Here is an 18,219-nt window from a genome sequence, read left to right as displayed (position 1 = left end):
GTGGATCAAGGTGTGAGGCAGTTACAGCCGGTGGACCTGCTCAAGCGCCGCGCCGGCACCAGGGCTAGATTGGCGATACTGCGCGTATTGGCCATGTCTTTCCTCGCGTGATGGGATGTTCGTAGAAGCGGAGCTATATGTCGGTGTGACGATCGACAAGGCGGACCGGCTATTCCGATAGGACATCCATACTGTCGCATAGACCGTCGCTGCTTAGGTATTGAAACCGCCATCGCTGGTGACATCACAATGTGGAGTCGGCGGGTGTCCACGCAATCAGCAGGTCAGGAGGAACGAATGAACCCTGACGTTTCAGAAGCTCACTTTTCGCTACCAGTCTTGCGCATGCTGTGACTTTCTCAACCTTGGCTGGAAGATCGCAGTGACCGAATCTACGAAGCCGCCCTCAGGGCGTGCTTTGATGCATAAAACCGGTTGCCAACCAGGGATACTCCTCCTCCCTGAAGTCCAATCGAGAAGAGCGATCGCTTCCAAGAGGGTCCCAGCTCAGCTGCGAAAACAGGTGTGAGACCCCGTCCTCTCCCTCAAGCTGATCTAGCTCAGGGCGTTCATGAGCCGCAGATCGCATAATGGCTGCGTGGACGACGCAGGAAGACCAATTATGAAAATCCTATTCAGTACGATGGCTGTCACCTTGCTGGCACCCACCGCCTTTGCTGCGGATTCGATCCCCACCGACCTCAGAGATACGGCATTGGCCACCTTCACGGCTTTGCCATCCACCACGCCGACAGTCGCCAACAACCCGATCACCCCGGAAAAGATCGCTCTCGGCAAGGCACTGTTCTTCGATCCACGCGTCTCGGCGTCAGGCGTCTTGTCGTGCAATTCATGCCACAACCTGGCCACCGGCGGCGACGACAATCACGAAACCTCGATTGGCCATGGTTGGCAGAAGGGACAGCGCAACGCGCCGACTGTACTGAACGCTGTCTTCAACATCGCCCAGTTCTGGGATGGTCGTGCCGAAGACCTGAAGGCTCAGGCGAAGGGACCGGTCCAAGCCGGGATCGAAATGGCCAATACACCGGGCCAACTCATCGCCACTCTCAAGTCCATGCCGCAATATGTCGAGTGGTTCGATGCAGCTTTTCCGGCTGAAGCCGATCGGGTCACCTTCGACAACTTCGCCAAGGCGATCGAAGCCTTCGAGGCGACACTGGTCACACCTGCCCCGTTCGACAGCTTCCTGAATGGTGATGAGGTTGCCATGACTTCCGAACAGAAACAGGGCCTGGTGCTTTTCATGGACAAAGGCTGCTCGTCCTGCCATGCCGGCATCAACGTTGGTGGGCAAGCCTATTACCCATTCGGCCTCGTGGAACGGCCCAGCGCCGAAGTCCTGCCGGACAAAGACAAGGGCCGATTTGAGGTCACCAATGCAGCCGACGATTCCTATGTCTTCCGCGTGGCGCCGCTGCGCAACGTTGCACTCACCGCGCCATACTTTCATTCGGGCAAGGTTTGGGATCTGAAACAGGCCGTCGCCATTATGGGGACCACCCAGCTCGGCGTAGTACTGGCGGACGAAGAAGTTGACCTGCTTGTTGCCTTCCTCAACTCGCTGACCGGAGAGGCACCTGACGTCGCCTATCCCATCTTACCCTCAGAAACGGCGACAACGCCCCGGCCTGTAACGCAGATCTCAGGAAAATAAGGGCCAACTGGCTGCGGACTTGCAATCGAAAATGATTGGCGATTTTTACTTGGCGACACGAATTGCGACGTCCATCTCCGAATTGGCGGGACGCTAGCGATACCCGAACCCTGCCACCTCGCCCGTAGTCTGCGCGATCAACTGGGGGCGGACAGACGCAGCACCATATATTGTCGCTGCCTGAGCGAACGCGCCAAGCAGTCTACTTTGAGAAACGACGCCAGTCCGATTTGTTCGAGGCGCGGGGCCTGTATGTCCCCAAGGAACCGATGTTATAGCGTAGTGCCACATTTATATTTCTGCGGGATTAAGACACGTGCCGTAGGGAAATTGCACATTTGCGCCGAGTGGCTCATTTCCAAGAGTGTGATCGGTTTGGCATATTCCCGGCCGACATCCGCCAGCCGGCAACTCCCCACACGGTGAGGAAGAGAGGCCTCACGCCTGCACTTTCTGCCGGAGCGCGCGTGCTGCAGCGACCATGTTAATGAGGGCAGGGCGGACCTCCTCCCATTTGCGTGTTTTGAGGCCACAGTCCGGGTTTATCCACAGTTGGCCGTCGGACAGTCGCTCGCGGGCAAGCATGACTAAGTCCGAAATCTCGCCGACTTCCGGGACGCGTGGTGAGTGAATATCATAGACGCCAGGACCGATTTCGTTCGGATATTTGGAGCTCGTGAAGGCGTCCAACAGTTCCATCTTCGAGCGCGACGTCTCAATCGAAATGACATCCGCATCCATTCCAGCGATCGCGTGAATGATCTCGTTGAACTCCGAATAGCACATGTGGGTATGAATTTGAGTCGCGTCCTTTACACCCGTTGAAGCGATCCGGAAACATTCGACAGCCCAGTCGAGATAGACTTTCCAGTCAGATTGGCGCAGTGGCAATCCTTCGCGAAACGCGGCCTCATCGATCTGGACCATCCTTGCGCCGGATCTTTCGAGATCCGTCACTTCGTCGCGGATGGCGAGCGCGATCTGGCGGCAGGCTTCGGAGCGGGGTACGTCGTCGCGAACAAAAGACCAGTTGAGAATGGTGACTGGGCCTGTGAGCATTCCCTTCACGGGCTTTTCCGTAAGCGACTGGGCGAATTGCCACCAGCGCACTGTCATCGGATTGCGCCTCGATACGTCGCCGAAAATGATGGGGGGACGCACGTAGCGCGACCCATAGCTTTGTACCCAGGCATGCTGGGTGAGCGCGAAGCCGGACAACTGCTCGCCGAAATGCTGTACCATGTCGTTTCGCTCGAACTCACCATGCACCAGCACGTCCAGCCCGATCTCTTCCTGCCAGCGAATTGCAGCCTCGATCTCCTTCTTCAGGAACGTCTCATAGTCGACATAGCTCAGCTGGCCCTTCGCATGAGCGGCCCGCGCCTTGCGTACCTGCGGCGTCTGCGGGAAGGACCCGATGGTCGTCGTCGGGAACGGCGGCAGCCCGAGTGAGCCGGCCTGGACTCTGGAGCGCTCGCCAAAAGCGCTCTCTCGTCGCTTCGCGCTGTCCTGAATGCTAGCGATCCGCCCCTGAACAAGCGGGTCATGGATCCTCGTGGATGTCACGCGCGTGGCGGCAGCCTCGGCAGACGCTTTCAACGCGCCTGCCACCGCATCCCTGCCTTGGGACAGGGCCCGGGCCAGCAAGACCAGCTCGTCGGTCTTCTGGGCCGCGAAGGCGAGCCACGACCTGATGTCCGCGTCGAGTTCCGTCTCCATGCGCAGATCAATCGGCACATGCAGCATCGAGCAAGAAGGCGCGATCTCGACGCGGTCCAAGGGCCAGCCGGCGACGATCGGTTTGATGCGGTCGAGAATGGCGGGCAGGTTCGCACGCCAGACGTTGCGGCCATCGATCAAGCCAAGCGAGAGCACCAGATCCTTCGGAGCGAGCCGAGCCACCGTTTCCAGCTGCTCGGGAGCGCGCACGAGATCAATATGCAGGCCGGCCAGGGGCAGAGAAATCGCGGTTTCGAGATTGTCTCCCAGCGACCCGAAATACGTAGCCAGCATGATCTTCAGCTCGGGCGCGGCTTTCGACAGCTGGCCATAGGCGAATTCGAACGCAGCTCGTTCGTTCGGGTTCAGATCGAGGACAAGCGCTGGCTCATCGATCTGCACCCAGTCGGCTCCCGACAGCTTCAGCCTCTCCAGAAGCTGCTCGTAAACCGGCAGCAGCCGCGGTAGGAGAGCGATGGGACCGAACCCCTCGGCAGGCGATTTCGCCAGCTTGAGGAAGGTGATGGGTCCAAGGATGACTGGGCGTGTGTGAATGCCGAGAGCTTTAGCCTCGAGGAAGTAATCGACCGGCTTCGATGACGAGAGGGCGAACGTCTGATCATCATCGAGTTCCGGCACAATGTAGTGGTAGTTGGTGTCAAACCACTTGGTCATTTCCATCGCGGTTACACCAGGTCCATGAGCCTCCTCCTGGTAACCAGCGTGTCCACAATCCTCCGTCTGACCCTGGTTGCCGCGCGCCATTGCGAAGTAGATGTCAAGTGGGACCTCGCCGCTATTCCAGCCGTAACGGGATGGAACGGCCCCGACCATGGCTGCGGTGTCGAGCACATGGTCGTAAAGCGAGAAGTCGTTCGACGGGATTTTCGACACGCCGCGATCGCGCTGCTCTTCCCAGCTAGCGGCACGGAGCGCCTTCGACGTCGTGAGAAGGTCGCCAGCGGACGATGTTCCGGACCAGTAGCTTTCAAGCGCGAATTTCAGTTCTCGCCGACGACCGAAGCGCGGCACGCCGAGCGTTGCTACAGGAATTTGCTGAGAGACAGTCATGTCATACCCCGATGATTGGGGCGTCGGTGACAAGGAAGGCGCTAGCAGGCCGGCATCAACGCCGGGTTGCAGCGGCCACCGAGACACCCCGCCCGTGGACGTAATTCGCGTGGCAGGCCTCCTGGCTCGCGGGGTTGGCTCGCCGCTAACAGTTGCGGGGGCAGCGCCGGCATCGCACCGGCTTCCCTCTTAGCTCCGCTGCGGCAGCGCCGCACGCGAGAACCACGACACGCAGACAATCACAGCAGTTCGCTCTTTTGTCAATGACGCATAACGAAATGTTTATGTAGTTATGTGATCGCGCTTTTACGCCTTTGTCTAGCATTGTGAAATATTCAGTCTGCTGCCCGCATTCGGCATCGTGGGACGTGATCGCAAGTCAAGTCCGACGGACGCCGCGAGTTCTCCGTTACCTCAGGAACCTTACTGGCCTTCCCCAAGCTGAGCTTCTGGAAAATGCTGGTGACGATCTGGATGACGGTGAATGCCGTCATGGCAAGCACGCCTTGCACCGCTCCTCCAGCGAGCTTCACGGCAGCAGCATGGGTCAGTTCTCCGAAGCGAATGGCTGTCGCTATCAGCGAGCTTTGACACAGTTCCGCCACTGCGGTCATCGCGTCAGTAGGGCGGCTGGTTAGTTGCCGGCGCATCTACAGCAACCCAGCCCCTTCCGCCTCGCGGCGCAAATTCTGCCTTGGCCTTGGGCCGATCTGCTGGATCACCAGGCCGGCCGCCAGCGAGCCAAGGTCGCCGCAGGTCTTGAGGTTGCGGCCCTGCGTGTAGCCATGCAGGAAACCGGCGGCGTAGAGGTCGCCGGCGCCGGTGGTGTCGACCAACTCCTTGATGGCGGTCGCCTCGATGACCACGGTCTCGTCGCCGCGCACGATCACCGAGCCTTTTTCGGAACGGGTGACGGCGGCAATCTTGCAGTCCTTGCGGATCTGAGCCAGCGCCTCGTCGAAGGATTTTGTCTGGTAGAGCGACTTGATCTCGTGGCTGTTGGCAAAGACGATGTCGACAGTGCCCGAGCGCATCAGCTCGAGGAACTCGTCCCGGTAGCGGTCGACGCAGAACGAATCCGACAACGTCATCGACACTTCGCGTCCGGCCTCGTGTGCGAGCTTCGCCGTCTGCCGGATCGCCTCCTTGGCGCGCGGCGGATCCCACAAATAGCCCTCGAAATAGGTAACCTTGGCGCCGGATGCCTTGTCGGCCTCGACATCCTCAGGGCCAAGCTCGACGCAGGCGCCGAGATAGGTGTTCATCGAGCGCTCGCCGTCGGGCGTGACGAAGATCATAGAGCGCGCCGTCGGCGGCTCGCCCTTGAGCGGCCTGGTGTCGAAGGCGACACCCTGTGCATGGATATCGTGCGCATAGATTTCGCCCAGCGCATCGTTGGAGACCTTGCCGAAGAAGGCGGCGCGGCCGCCGAAGCTGGCTACGCCGGCCGCCGTGTTGCCGGCACTGCCGCCGGAGGCCTCGATCGCCGGGCCCATGCGGCTGTAGAGCAGTTCGGCGCGGCGCGTGTCGATCAGGTTCATCGCGCCCTTGATGATGCCGTTGATCTCGAGGAATGCCTCGTCGCACTGGGCGATGATGTCGACAATGGCATTGCCGATGCAAAGCACGTCATAATCCGGCATCAATGTCTCCGCCAAAAAATCCGAGCCGGCTTCTCGCCACGCCTGCCAGGCGCGGGTCTGCCCGGTGGAAATGGGCTTTCCGCTTGCCAATCCGTTCGCCGGCGGCTCTCACGGGGCGGCGAGTCCTGCCTCGCGACGCAATTCGTCCGCCCTGTCTGTCTTCTCCCAGGTGAAATCAGGCTCTTCACGGCCGAAATGGCCATAGGTCGCTGTATTGCGGTATATAGGGCGTAAGAGATCAAGCATCTTGATAATGCCTTTCGGTCTGAGATCGAACAACTCAAGAATGAGGCGCTCGATCCTGCTTTCCTCAACCCTGGCTGTCCCGAACGTGTTGACCATGACGGAAACCGGACTGGCCACGCCGATTGCGTAAGCAAGCTGCACCTCGCACACGTCTGCAAGTCCGCTAGCGACGATGTTCTTTGCGACATAGCGGGCAGCATAGGCAGCTGAGCGGTCAACCTTGGACGGGTCCTTGCCCGAGAAGGCGCCGCCGCCATGACGACCCATCCCGCCATAGGAATCGACGATGATCTTGCGTCCAGTGAGACCGCAGTCGCCGCGCGGCCCGCCCACTACGAATCGCCCCGTCGGATTGACCAGAATTCTGATATCCTTGGTGTCCAGGTGGGTCGGCAGGACAGGCTTTATGATTTCCTCAATGACGCCCTCGCGGACAGTCTCTTGCGAGACCTGCTCGTCATGTTGCGTAGACACGACGATGGTATCCAGAGCGACAGGGCGCAACCCCTCATAGCGCACTGAGACTTGGGATTTCATGTCAGGACGCAACCAGCCAAGCTGTTGTGCCTTCCGGACATACGCCTGCCGTTTCGTCAAGCGATGAGCGAGCTGGATCGGCAAAGGCATCAGGGTATCGGTTTCGCGGCATGCGTAGCCGAACATGAGGCCCTGATCTCCCGCTCCCTGCTGGAGGTCTTGCCCTCTTCCCTCGTCAACGCCTTGGCTGATGTCGGGCGACTGCTCGGTGAGGGCATGAACGACGGAGCAACGCCGGCCGTCAAAGCCGACGGCCTCGTCGTCGTACCCAATGTCGAGAATCGTATCACGCGCAACTTGGCTATAATCGACCTGGGCATCGCTGGTAATCTCGCCAGCCAGAACGACTATCCCTGATTTTACCAACGCTTCACAGGCGACGCGCGCCTTGGGATCTGTGCGGAGGATGGCATCGAGGATGGCATCCGAGATGTTGTCAGCCAACTTATCCGGGTGCCCCGCGCCAACCGATTCGGAAGAGAACACGAACTGCCTAGCCATGAATACCTCGCTTCGGATGTTGTATGTGGTATGGGCATTTTGCTTGGCCCACCTTACTTGTCGGAGATGCCCGGGACCTCGAACGCAGTGCACAAGTCGGCAACGTCTCTTCGCACACCGGCATGGAGATCTTCGTCGTCTGGCCGCTGGAGGACGGAGTCAATGAAGCCAGCAATTTGCTCCATTTCCACATCGCGCATGCCCATTGACGTCACTGCTGGCGCCCCCAGGCGAATTCCGCTTGTGACCGCCGGATCCCGCGGGTCGCCCGGCACCATATTAAAGTTGGTGATGATTCCTGCCTTTGCTAGTCGCTCGGCATAGGCCTTGCCCGATAGTGGCCGATTGCGAAGATCAAGGATCAGCATGTGATTGTCCGTCCCCCCGGTAACCAGGTCATAACCTCGCTCAAGCAGTGCAACTGCCAGAGCCTTGGCATTCTTGACCGTCTGTTGGCCGTAGCTTCGGAAGGACGGGTTCGCGGCTTCGTGCAAGGCAACCGCTAGCGCAGCGATGGCATTCATGTGAGGCCCGCCTTGCAGGTGAGGGAAGACCGCCCGGTCTATTCGTCTGGCGAGATTGTATTTGCTCTTTGTATGATACAGGGCCTAATAGCGATCTTCGTTCCTTGACAAAATGAAGCCACCGCGGGGACCGCGGATCGACTTATGGGACGTGCTGCTGACCACGTCGCAATGGCCCACGGGATTCGGGTGCGCTCCCGCGGCAATCAGGCCGCTGATGTGCGCAATGTCGGCTACGAGATAGGAGTTCGCTTCCAGGGCAATTTCTGCCATTGCCGCGTAGTCAAAGACACGCGGGTAAGCAGTTCCGCCGACCCAGATGAGCCGCGGCCGTTCCCGCTTGGCTGTCTCGCGCAAGCGGTCATAGTCAATCTGCTGTGTCGTTTCATCCAACCCATAGGGGACGCGTTGATAGTCAGTACCGGAAAAGTTGATGGCCCAACCATGAGTCAGATGGCCCCCTTCCGGAAGGGGCAAGCCCATGACTTTGTCACCGGGACTCGAAAGCGCACGATAGACAGCCTGGTTGGCCGGCGAGCCGGAATAAGGCTGGACGTTGGCATGCTCGCTGCCAAATAGTGTTTTCAAGCGCTCAATGGCTAGCTTCTCAAGCTCATCAACGATCTCGTTTCCAGCGTAGTAGCGCGCACCGGGGTACCCCTCGGCGTACTTGTTCGTGAAAATCGAGCCGTTCGCTTCCAGCACGGCCGAGGACGCAAAGTTCTCTGAGGCGATGAGCTTGAGGGTCGTCCGCTCCTGCCGCTCCTGTCTCAGAAGCAGTTCGTGAACGCGGCAATCAACCGCGGCCAAGGAAGACCGCCCGTGAGTGTCGGGCTGTGCGATCGCGCCGTCGGCGGAGTTGTCCATGGTAGCTTCGCGCTCCAATTGGATTGACCTATTTCACGATCAAGCACGCGGTCCCCTTCGGCCGCGTGTCTCGTACCGCTTCGAGCCGCTGCAGGTCCTGTTTATGAAAGCCGTCGCGATGGGGCAGGAGATCGATCAATAATTGAACCAGCCCGCCGTCGCTGGATCCTGCTTTGAGATGGTACGAGCGCCACGGAGGCTGTTCGTTACAGCAAAGAAAGTCGGCTCTGGCGAGCAGCCGGACGTGCCGCGCAACCCGCTCTCGGCATAGACCCAGAATCTCGGCTAGCTCGCAGACAGTTAGGTCCGCATGTGCACAAAGGCCCAGGATTCGAAGGCGCTCAGAATGCGCTGCCATGCGTAGGCGACTGACCAGTGTCATCATGGGTCAGGACCAAGTCCTATCGAATTTCTCATTCGCGTTCTCCACAGAAGTCGCAGCTTTTGAAGGTTGTCCAACGACCGGACAAATCTCGGTGGCTGTGGCGACTGCCGATATCGCCCTGTCGCACAACAAAGCGCGCTCTTTTGCCTTTAGCCGAAATTGCAAGTAGTTCGGCGAGTCGAAAATAAGCGGGGCCACCTTTTGGAACCACTGACCTCAGACGTTGCGATAAGCCTACCATTCATACCGAGCCGGATTTGCTAAGAGTCTATGAATTTCCTTGAAGGATCTGTTGCAACGTTTGCCCAGCCTGGCCTGCTCCCGGTTTGCAGCGGTCATGATCCATCGCCTCTGCGAGCACGATCAGGAATTTGCCCTGCATCGCATCGCTGATCAGCTCCTGAAGGCCGGGACGCAACAGCGACGCGCCCAGATCGCGCGGTGGGTATTGCGGTCGACGACTGTCCAGCCTTGCTTTTCAGCACGCAAGCAGCAGAGCGGCAACTGATCCTCGATCGAGGCGTCTCGGGATATCAGTTGAGTAGCGAGCGCCAAGCGCGACCTTCATGAGGCGGCCCCTTACTCCGGGACGCGATCTCGCGTTTGGCTATCCGTTTCGGCTTGAACGAAATCCCGTGCGGCCTGTCGCGCCAGCAGCCGGACCAGATTGACGAAGCGTCGGCCGGGCTTCGGCGACCAGGCACAGCCGATTCGCGGGCCGCGCACGGCGACCACACGAAGCTTTTTGGCCGTTGCACTTTCCATCGCGCTATGACCGCGTTCCTGTCCTGACGTCAAATACTCCGTTTCGCGACAATGATGCCTGTAACAGTGCTTCGACAAGATGGAAATTCTCTGTGATCAATAACGCGCGTCGCGCAGGAGCCAGTGCTCGACCGATGACGGGGCACCTTGTGCTCCGAAGAAGCCATGGCTATATATCCGGATAGAGAACGGAGGCACGCGATGGGCAACACTGCACAGAAGAGAGCCATCGAGAATTATCGGTCTCGCCTGGCTGAGCGCGGCATCGCGCGGTTCGAGATCCTGGCCTTCGACGCAGACCGCGATCTACTGCGAACTCTTGCCCGAAAATTAACGGAGAGCGGGCCGGATGCCCGACAGCTTCGTCGGACCATACAGCAAGCCGTGGCGGGTGAGCCACCGAAAGCGGGCAGCATTCTCGCCGCGTTGCGTCGCTCGCCTCTGGTTGGCTCCAATCTCGACCTCAGCCGGCCGCGCGAAGAGGGGCGCAAGATCGACCTGTGACGCGCTACCTTCTTGATACCAATATCATCAGCAATGTCATAAAGCCGGAGCCTTCGGGCTCGTTGCTGGCCTGGATGGGCGCGCAGAAGGACGAAGACCTCTTCATTGCTTCGCTTACTGTCGCCGAAATTCGCCGAGGCATCCTAGAGAAGCCGAAGGGGAAAAAGCGCAGCAGCCTTGAAACTTGGTTCGAGGGCTCCGAAGGCCCGCAAGCGCTGTTCGCTGGCCGCGTGCTGTCGTTCGACGAGAAAGCTGGCCTCGTGTGGGCGCGGCTGATGGCCAACGGCAAAGCCAGAGGCCGTTCGCGGAGCGCCCTAGACACAATCATTGCGCTGTAGCCGAAGTCAACGAGTGTGTCGTAGTGACCGACAATGAAAAGGACTTCGAGGACGTTCAGGTAATCAACCCGCTCCGTAGCTCTGGAAGCCAAGCGGGTGATGATAGCTCTAACGGTCCGGCCGATTCAATTTGAGGATTTCAGCGGCACAGAGTCCGAACGTCTCGTTCGCCTACCTTTAGCGATGGCTGGATTGATCTTGCTTAGTTCGGCCAGGGACGTCTTTTACAGTTCCGCTGAATAGCATCCCGGTTCATCTAGTCAGCTCAACCTACTAACAGTTCGCACGCACGAGCGCCGCGGACAAGGCGCGATCGCAGGGACTGCGATTCGCGTGTCGAGCTCGTCCATCTTACACTCGATCTCGCCTTCGAAGGCCTCTCGCCAAACGCCGCTGTAGTCGATCCCGCGTGCGGCTCGGGGGGCCTTCTCATCGAGGCTTTCTCGCGGCTGGTCTGGCGCGCTACCAATGGCAAGTTCGCCCGCCGGGAACTTGTCGGTCTGTACTACTCCCAGCTCTGGGCGTCCACATCAACTGCGGAGCTCTTGCCATAGCCGTGTTCTGCCGTTAGCTGGCAGCTCTCGAGCTCGACGAGCAGCCGATCAGCGACACCCGCGACCTCAAGTTCGACCCGGTTGACTCGATAACACCCTATTGGCAGTTTCAGTCCGGGAGGATCTGCCCACTCCAATCACAAGCCGATCTTTCGACCCCGTGGTTGGGAATTCTCCATGAACCTTCGTGAAGAAGGAATGCAGCGTCGAAAGCCGCAGCGCTTCCGATACATCGACCCCTCTTCCGAGACGGAGCCCTGATTAGGCATTCCTGCCACTCTATTTAGCCGACCCCCGTGGCCCCGCGTTGCCGATCGGGGCGCACTGGTCGCCTACATCGCCCCGGCACGTGAAGATCGTCTCTGCTGACGCTCGTTGAGCAATTCAGGCCGCCTCCGGCTGGCGTTTGATCAGCGTCAGCGTCAACCAGCGCGCGGTCAGCGCCGGCTTTTTCGAGCCCTCGATCTCAATCGTCACGCCCAGCGCCGTCTGCACCCAGCCCGACGGCCTGACCTTGACGTCGGCCAGTACGAAACGGGTGCGGATGCGAGATCCGGTTTTCACCGGCGCCAGGAAGCGCAGCGATTCGAAGCCATAGTTGACACCCATCTTGCAGTTTTCGAGCGGCCGCATGGTCTCGAAAGTCATCGCCGACAAAAGCGAAAGCGACAGGAAGCCATGTGCGATGGTGCCGCCGAACGGCGTCTCGCGCTTGGCGCGCTCCGGATCGCAGTGGATGAACTGGTGGTCATCGGTGGCCTCGGCGAACTGGTCGATCATCCGCTGCGAGACCACCCGCCACGGCGACACGCCGACTTCCTTGCCGACGCTGGCCAGAAGCTCGTCGAGACTGATCGGTTCCAAGCTAATGTCCTCCATTTCAACCGTCCGAAGCGCGAGCGGCTTCATTCCGAACAGTGTCAGCCCATGCTGCACCGACTGCCGGCCATCCATCGGCAGGATGGCGCCGGTGAGATGACTGCCGTCACGGCTGCACAAATAGAACGTTCCGCCGGCAATCTCATTCGGCGCACGATGCAGCCGATCCGAACATGGCCGCAGACGGGCTGGCTTGTACCTCGGTCGCGGTGCGCGTCCTACAGGCCACCGAAAGCAGCTCGTCTTGCTACCGGTGAACATTCCGCCGGCGCCGCTATGCGGTATTGTCGCAGATTGATAAAATCAATTGTCTGGATAGGAACCATCCGTGTTTCGAATTTGGAGGAGTCCAGCAGACGGGATGGCTTGTGGTCCTTGTTGAACCGCGCCGGCCTCATTCACCAGTAGCACTGAGCCGGCAAGAAGCCCAGGTCAATGACATTGGGTGTCGACTCGGCAAAGCGGCATCAGATGCTACTTCATGATGCGGGATGGCGCTTGCTTCAAGAACCGCTCGGCCTGACGTGGAAGCCAGCACCGGATCTGGATTGTCGGTATGCGCGGATATCGCGCAGCACAGCGGCAACCGCAGCGACGATCGGATCTCAGCCGTTGCGAGCATGCCGATCTTGGTGGCGGCCACTCTGTTAGGCTGAAGCGTAGCGCGCATCTGATCCGCCACCGGACGGGGTTGCGTAACTTGGATTTCCAGGCGTGTTCATGGGTTTGCACCGTCAGCGCGCTGACAGCAAGGCAGGTGCGCACGCCACTGGAAGCGATCGTCTCGATCTCGCGGGCAATTCCAGCCCCACCGCTGGAGTCTGACCCGACAGCAACGAGCACATGCGGTTCTCGCCTCAGCGCCACTGCTCTGTCTTTCGATCCATTCTCGCGTGCGCGCTTCTGGGGCGTCGTTCAGCGCAAAGTCGGTGACCACGGCTGCGCTTTCCGCGCCAGCCTCGAAAACGCCTTCGAGACGGTCAGGTTGATGCCGCCGATGGAGACCAATGGGATCGGCGCGACCTGGTGCTTCCACTCGCTGATGCGCTCGAGTCCTTGCGACGCCCATTCATCTTCTTGAGGCTAGTTGGATAGCCTGGGCCGAGCGCCACTTACTCCGGCTCGGCCACTGGCGCCGTTTCCAGTTCGGTGCGATCGTGGATCGACAGGCCGAGCTTCAATCCGACGTATTTCATCGTCAGCATCGGCGGCAGCCAAATCCCTTTGACCAAGATGGACGAAGTCGCTGCCTTCCTCGATTGCCGTGCGCCAATGTCGTTAACGCTCACTTGGCAACCATGGACCGCGCAGGCGTCGTTCGCGCGGCGGATTTCCGTCTGCAGTCCTTTCTCGTCCATATCCTTTATCCGGAGCTGCACCAGACTGACGCCGAGCGGCACCAGCCGGTCAATCCAGCCCGCACGTCCACGACTTCATGAGAAGACGGCCCTGCCGATCGTCGGTGGGTAGCGCGGTTCGAGCATTCCCGAGCTGAAAGCCTCACGGCCGGCATCGACCGCTTTGCCGAACGCACGCGCCACGCCGACCGGATCGGCCGCCCTCGGGACCGCCGTGTTCAGGAGCACGGCGTCAAACCCGAGCTCCATGACGGTCGCCGCGTACGACGGCCGTCCGAGCCGTGCATCCACAATCAACGGAATGTATGGGGAATGTCCGTGCATCAACTGGACCTCGGAGCTCAACGCTTCATCGCATTAGAATGAGCGTTCGAAACGCAGGATACCGCCGACACTGCTCTTCTTGTTGGCATTGGGCCAGTTCACTTCGGAAGCTTTCACCTTTCCGACGGCGGAGCCTCCGTAGCGGTCATAGTCGAGTTCAGCCGTAACTGTGAAATCTGGAAGGAACGCATAGGCGACGTTCGCAGCGACACCATAGTTCTTGAGCTGATCACCCGAGAGCTGAAGGTTGAACGAAGCTGACTCGGTGAGCTCGTAAGCGGCGCCAGCCCAGAAAGCCCAGTTCCCGCCCCAAGGTTTATAGAAACCGCGACCATGAGCGTCTACCGAATTCGTCGAGCCGTAGTTGAGCTGGCCATGGGAACCGTAGCCGAACATTCCAGATAGCAACAGTTCGTTGGTGACATTGATGTCGACACGGACCTTGGCGGCCACCGATTCGTAGTTGCTATCATAAGCTGCAACGCCGGTGATCGCTCCCCAGCCATGTGCGTATTTCAAGCCGCCTACCATGTGGGGAGCGTAGCTGTCGATTGTGCCGACCACGTCCGAGCCTTGTTCCAGCGAAACCACGGCCGAAAAGCCGTTCCCTGCGTCCAAGTAGTACTGAACCACATTGGCATCGAAAGCGCCGTACGGAGCCGGCGTCTGGTTCAGTACATCACCCGCGCAGCCAATAAACATGTCGAAAGCCGACCGGTCCTTACCAACTCGCAGGCCACCAAGCTGAATCCAGGCGACAGTCAGGCTGCTGCCTCCGTTCAAGGCATAGGACCGAGAACTGTCCGAAACCGATGTCTGGTGGCTGCCGAAGTTCACGCGGGTTTCGGTGTAGGTCTTCAACGTCCCGCGTTCGGTCTCCTGGCCGGTCCAGGTTTTCAATGTGAAGCGTGTGTTGTTTTGCCACGCGCTCAGATGCTCACCAGTCCTCACATCCGAGGTTCTTGAGTGGTCAAACAATCCGACGTTGTAACGGACAGAGCCGCCGATTCGCAGGCAGGTCTCGGTGCCTGAAATGTAGACGTAGCCCGAGCCGTAGACGTTGCAGATCTTGACGTACTCAGTCGGGTCAGGCTCGGCGGCGGTGGTGACGGCGCGAGCGTTGGAAACGGCAATCAGTGCCGCAGTTGAGCCGAGGAGGAGGCTCCTAATGGTCATTGTCGATCTCCGCTTTATAATAAAGTGATGGACGAGAGTGGTTCTGTGAACAACTTTGAAACGCGCGCAGTTTTGCTGCGCCGTCAGCTAAGCCCTGAAGGAAGGCCAAGAATGTAATCTGGTCATTGTTGTCGAATATTTGTTTTAGCTGCCGATAACATAATTGCGGCCGTAATGGAGGTATGCCAAATTTTGTACAATCATCACAGTCAACTCAGCTGGTAGAGGTAGGCGTCACAAAGGGTCCTGCATCCGACCGCAAATGACGTGCCAGCCTGACGACCAGCTGCGGCTTGAAGCTCAATTGTGCGGGCGGACCTTGGTTCGCACTTCCTTGTTTTTGCCTTGCGGATCCACCCAAGCACGAACGGCAAACGTTTCGGCTACAGTTCGACTGTTCGCTTCGCGACAGTTTCGTTCATGGGACAGCATTGTTTGTGGTGAGCCCGACGATGAGGCATCATGCGGCGGCACCGCTCGGCACCACGCCCTCATTTTGGCGAGCTGATGGTCAACAACTACGCGCTGCAGCCTTGCACCAAAGCCAGTAGGGCGCTGCCTTGCCATTGCGGCGGACAGGACTGTCGCGCCGAGCAGGTTCTCGTCCTGAAAGCGGCGCGCCACAGCTAATGCATCTTGCCAGCAATTCAAACGACGAGCTCATCGACATGGCAGAGTTCACTAAGGGGGCCGGCACTATCTGGCGAGCAAAATCTGGTCCCAAGCCCGTATGTCTCGCCCATTGCGGCAGCTGCGCTCAGCAGAATCTCCGAGGCGCAGGTGAAGGGAAGGGATGGGATAGTCGAACAAAAGGGGCGTGTGAGGGTCTGACGGATCACCATCATCAGTTGGTGACCAGGTGCTCAGACCATCGCTGTCCAGCCTAAGACTGAACGGCGCCCATTGCTAAAAAGATCTAGATTCGAGCCCAAACGGAACGGACTGACATAGCGCAAGGACCCAGGCGGGCGCGGTGGGTAGGGTTGGTTGTTATCAGTATGGGATTGTGCCTTTGCAGACCACGAAATATCGAGAGGCCCGGCTGCCTTGGTACACTATCTATCCCACTGTGTCGGAGTTCTCTGCGGCGGTCGGGGCCGAGGCTTATCAGGAATGGCTCGGGAACTTGCCGGCTGATGATCCGGTGTCACTCTATCTGCACGTTCCGTTCTGCCGATCAGCGTGCTGGTATTGCGGCTTCCCCACAACCATCACCCGCCATGATGCGCCCATCCTCAACTATCTGGCGGCGCTGCGTGACGAGATCCGTCTGGTTTCGGAGCGAGTGCCGCAGAGGCTGCCCGTGAGCGACATACATTTCGGCGGCGGAACGCCGTCTCTCATCGGACCCGCCGAGTTCCTCGCTTTGATGGAGTTCCTGCGACGCCGCTTCGCCATCTCGAAAACAGCTACGGTCGCCATCGAGATCGATCCACGCACGCTCACGCCCGAGATGGCGGAAGCCTTGGGAGCGGCCGGCGTGAACCGCGCGAGCCTGGGCGTACAGAGCTTCGATCCCATTGTTCAAAAAGCGGTCAACCGAATCCAGAGCGAGGCCCAGACATCGGCTGCCGTGGAAATGCTGCGCCGGCATGGAGTAAACCGGATCAACTTTGACCTCATCTACGGCCTGCCGCGTCAAACGGTGGAGTCGTGCGTCGAGACGGCGAGAGCGGCGGTCGCCATGCGCCCCGACCGGCTTGCCTTGTTCGGCTACTCGCACATCCCATCACAAATAAAGAATCAGCGCCTCATCGATGCGGAATTTCTTCCCGACAGCGCTGCCCGCGCTGAACAGTATGCGGCTGTCGCCGTGACGCTGATTGCCGCCGGCTACCGAGAGATTGGGCTCGACCATTTCGCCTTGCCGCAGGACGAGCTCGCGCTGGCACAGGAAACAGGTCGCCTGCGACGTAACTCGTTGGGCTACTCGGCCGACACCTGCAGAACTCTGATGGGGTTCGGCGCGTCCGCGATCGGCCGCATGGGCGAAGGGTACGTCCAAAACGAAGTTACACGGGATTTCTACATCCAGCACATCGCAGCTGGCCGACTGGCGACATCGAAGGGCCATCGCCTCACAGACGACGACCGCGTGCGAGCCGCAATCATCGAGCGATTAATGTGCCATTTCGAGGCTGACGTGCCGGCAATCTGTGCCGCCCACGGATCTGATCCGATCCGTCTTCTCGATTCAGCTGAGCGCTTGGCGATGCTGGCCGAGGACGGAATTGTGGACTGCGAAAACGGTTCTGTCCGCGTACGGCGGGAGCATCGCTTTGGGATTCGCGCTGTCGCTGCCGCATTCGATGCTTTCTCGATAAACAGGGCCTGATGTATACCCCCCCAAGTGAGGGCAAGCACACAACGCGGGAGCTAACACAGGGAGTATCTTTTGCCCGAGAGAACGAGCCGCCCATCCTGTGGTGCTGGGTTGCGTCACAATCGGCACTCGGCCGCAGGATTTGCGGCGGCGTGGGCGCCAAAATCTTGACTCGACTATCGCGAGGGCAAGATCGGAGACTGGCCTGGCGCTGCTATGGCTGACGCTGCATGACCGCTATTGGCCTGAAAGGGCCGCGTGGTCGAGCATGGTATCGGCAGGGATCGCCTCGTTTCTCGTCCTCCTCAGATGACGCCTCAGAGACATCCATACCGCTGAAGGCCAGCAAATTTGTAGGTCGAGGCCACCTCTTGTCCTGGTTCCTACCCAACTGTTCCGCTGCTGAGCGAAATCCTTCAACTCCAAATCGGCCGAGCGTTTTTCCTCCTATTGCGTTGGTGCGTAAGGTTCGAACGAGATCCTCTGGGACTGCACCTCCCAGGTGTCGATCATGTTCGGCACACAAGGACAGGGCGGCATTGCTGCCGACCTGTCCGCTGTAAGTTGATAGGGCCTGGATTAAAAATCCATACCGCCCATCCCGCCCATGCCGCCCATGCCACCGCCGGGCATACCACCAGGCATGCCGCCGCCGGCCGACTCCTTCTTGGGAGCCTCCGCGATCATGGCTTCGGTGGTGACGAGCAGGCCGGCGACCGAAGCCGCGTCCTGGAGAGCGGTGCGAACGACCTTGACCGGGTCGACGATGCCCATGGCGATCATGTCGCCATACTCGCCGGTCTGGGCGTTGTAGCCGTAGGTCGCGC

13 protein-coding genes, 3 pseudogenes and 1 riboswitch are annotated in these 18,219 nt (G+C 59.5%); of the genes and pseudogenes, 6 read left to right on the top strand and 10 right to left on the bottom strand.

Annotated features, from left to right (window positions below):
• Window positions 1–622: 622 nt before the first annotated feature.
• The gene (locus tag NKH22_RS30195) at window positions 623–1,678 is read left to right on the top strand and encodes a cytochrome-c peroxidase (RefSeq protein ID WP_023685632.1); all 1,056 of its coding nucleotides are present in this window, start codon (window positions 623–625) and stop codon (window positions 1,676–1,678) included.
• Window positions 1,679–2,116: 438 nt separating this feature from the next.
• Here NKH22_RS30195 and metE read toward each other — a convergent pair whose 3' ends face one another.
• The 4 genes and pseudogenes from metE to glyA all read right to left on the bottom strand — a co-directional run bounded on the left by metE (window position 2,117) and on the right by glyA (window position 8,786).
• On the bottom strand, window positions 2,117–4,468 hold the full coding sequence (gene metE, locus NKH22_RS30190) for a 5-methyltetrahydropteroyltriglutamate--homocysteine S-methyltransferase (protein WP_352522152.1): 2,352 nt from the start codon (window positions 4,466–4,468) through the stop codon (window positions 2,117–2,119).
• Between the two features lie 94 nt (window positions 4,469–4,562).
• Window positions 4,563–4,710: riboswitch (cobalamin riboswitch) on the bottom strand.
• 408 nt (window positions 4,711–5,118) lie between these two features.
• Window positions 5,119–6,111, bottom strand: a complete 993-nt coding sequence (locus tag NKH22_RS30185; protein ID WP_023697198.1) for an adenosine kinase — start codon at window positions 6,109–6,111, stop codon at window positions 5,119–5,121.
• Between the two features lie 108 nt (window positions 6,112–6,219).
• Window positions 6,220–7,395 carry a methionine adenosyltransferase gene (gene metK, locus NKH22_RS30180; RefSeq protein WP_023822894.1) on the bottom strand — a complete coding sequence of 392 codons (1,176 nt, stop codon included), beginning with the start codon at window positions 7,393–7,395 and terminating at the stop codon, window positions 6,220–6,222.
• A gap of 53 nt (window positions 7,396–7,448) precedes the next feature.
• Window positions 7,449–8,786: pseudogene (gene glyA, locus NKH22_RS30175) on the bottom strand (serine hydroxymethyltransferase).
• Window positions 8,787–9,451: 665 nt separating this feature from the next.
• Between glyA and NKH22_RS30170 the strand changes: the two are divergent.
• The 3 genes and pseudogenes from NKH22_RS30170 (at window position 9,452) to NKH22_RS30160 (ending at window position 10,912) form a co-directional block, all read left to right on the top strand.
• Window positions 9,452–9,679: a hypothetical protein gene (locus NKH22_RS30170; protein ID WP_352912214.1), complete on the top strand. Its 228-nt coding sequence runs from the start codon at window positions 9,452–9,454 to the stop codon at window positions 9,677–9,679.
• 458 nt (window positions 9,680–10,137) lie between these two features.
• On the top strand, window positions 10,138–10,440 hold the full coding sequence (locus NKH22_RS30165) for a hypothetical protein (protein WP_023778360.1): 303 nt from the start codon (window positions 10,138–10,140) through the stop codon (window positions 10,438–10,440).
• Window positions 10,437–10,912, top strand: a pseudogene (locus NKH22_RS30160) (type II toxin-antitoxin system VapC family toxin). The gene NKH22_RS30165 and the pseudogene NKH22_RS30160 overlap by 4 nt, the downstream one beginning before the upstream one ends.
• 804 nt (window positions 10,913–11,716) lie before the next feature.
• Here the strand turns inward: NKH22_RS30160 and NKH22_RS30155 are convergent.
• Both NKH22_RS30155 and NKH22_RS30150 read right to left on the bottom strand, forming a co-directional pair.
• The gene (locus NKH22_RS30155; RefSeq protein ID WP_031198898.1) at window positions 11,717–12,211 is read right to left on the bottom strand and encodes a MaoC family dehydratase; all 495 of its coding nucleotides are present in this window, start codon (window positions 12,209–12,211) and stop codon (window positions 11,717–11,719) included.
• Between the two features lie 394 nt (window positions 12,212–12,605).
• Entirely contained in the window at window positions 12,606–12,881 is a 276-nt protein-coding gene (locus tag NKH22_RS30150; RefSeq protein WP_280803210.1) for a hypothetical protein, read from the bottom strand.
• Here NKH22_RS30150 and NKH22_RS31605 point away from each other — a divergent pair.
• Entirely contained in the window at window positions 12,768–13,292 is a 525-nt protein-coding gene (locus NKH22_RS31605) for a hypothetical protein (RefSeq protein WP_280791082.1), read from the top strand. The genes NKH22_RS30150 and NKH22_RS31605 overlap by 114 nt on opposite strands.
• 31 nt (window positions 13,293–13,323) lie before the next feature.
• Here NKH22_RS31605 and NKH22_RS31600 read toward each other — a convergent pair whose 3' ends face one another.
• The 3 genes and pseudogenes from NKH22_RS31600 to NKH22_RS30135 form a co-directional block, all read right to left on the bottom strand.
• Entirely contained in the window at window positions 13,324–13,611 is a 288-nt protein-coding gene (locus NKH22_RS31600) for a beta/alpha barrel domain-containing protein (RefSeq protein WP_023822887.1), read from the bottom strand.
• A gap of 33 nt (window positions 13,612–13,644) precedes the next feature.
• Window positions 13,645–13,908: pseudogene (locus tag NKH22_RS30140) on the bottom strand (thiazole synthase); the annotation flags it as partial.
• 18 nt (window positions 13,909–13,926) lie between these two features.
• Entirely contained in the window at window positions 13,927–15,069 is a 1,143-nt protein-coding gene (locus NKH22_RS30135) for a porin (RefSeq protein WP_352912212.1), read from the bottom strand.
• Between the two features lie 1,012 nt (window positions 15,070–16,081).
• Here NKH22_RS30135 and hemN point away from each other — a divergent pair.
• Complete coding sequence (gene hemN / locus NKH22_RS30130) at window positions 16,082–17,404, top strand: oxygen-independent coproporphyrinogen III oxidase (protein WP_352519486.1); 1,323 nt, start codon at window positions 16,082–16,084, stop codon at window positions 17,402–17,404.
• 567 nt (window positions 17,405–17,971) lie between these two features.
• Here hemN and NKH22_RS30125 read toward each other — a convergent pair.
• Window positions 17,972–18,219 (bottom strand): TCP-1/cpn60 chaperonin family protein (locus tag NKH22_RS30125; protein ID WP_352912210.1); only part of this gene is annotated, 248 nt, incomplete at its 5' end.

The organism is Mesorhizobium sp. M1252 (assembly GCF_040318265.1).
Taxonomy (GTDB): Bacteria; Pseudomonadota; Alphaproteobacteria; order Rhizobiales; family Rhizobiaceae; genus Mesorhizobium.
Note: the sequence above shows the minus strand (reverse complement) of the source record. Positions and strands in the feature narration are given on the sequence as shown.

What these genes read in the sequence shown, in the direction of transcription:
- NKH22_RS30135 (WP_352912212.1), bottom strand. Translation starts at nt 15,069, where the DNA reads ATGACCATTAGGAGCCTCCTCCTCGGCTCAACTGCGGCACTGATTGCC.
- NKH22_RS30195 (WP_023685632.1), top strand. Translation starts at nt 623, where the DNA reads ATGAAAATCCTATTCAGTACGATGGCTGTCACCTTGCTGGCACCCACC.
- NKH22_RS30185 (WP_023697198.1), bottom strand. Translation starts at nt 6,111, where the DNA reads ATGCCGGATTATGACGTGCTTTGCATCGGCAATGCCATTGTCGACATC.
- metE (WP_352522152.1), bottom strand. Translation starts at nt 4,468, where the DNA reads ATGACTGTCTCTCAGCAAATTCCTGTAGCAACGCTCGGCGTGCCGCGC.
- NKH22_RS30165 (WP_023778360.1), top strand. Translation starts at nt 10,138, where the DNA reads ATGGGCAACACTGCACAGAAGAGAGCCATCGAGAATTATCGGTCTCGC.
- metK (WP_023822894.1), bottom strand. Translation starts at nt 7,395, where the DNA reads ATGGCTAGGCAGTTCGTGTTCTCTTCCGAATCGGTTGGCGCGGGGCAC.
- NKH22_RS30150 (WP_280803210.1), bottom strand. Translation starts at nt 12,881, where the DNA reads ATGCGCGCTACGCTTCAGCCTAACAGAGTGGCCGCCACCAAGATCGGC.
- NKH22_RS30155 (WP_031198898.1), bottom strand. Translation starts at nt 12,211, where the DNA reads ATGGAGGACATTAGCTTGGAACCGATCAGTCTCGACGAGCTTCTGGCC.
- NKH22_RS31605 (WP_280791082.1), top strand. Translation starts at nt 12,768, where the DNA reads ATGCGCGGATATCGCGCAGCACAGCGGCAACCGCAGCGACGATCGGAT.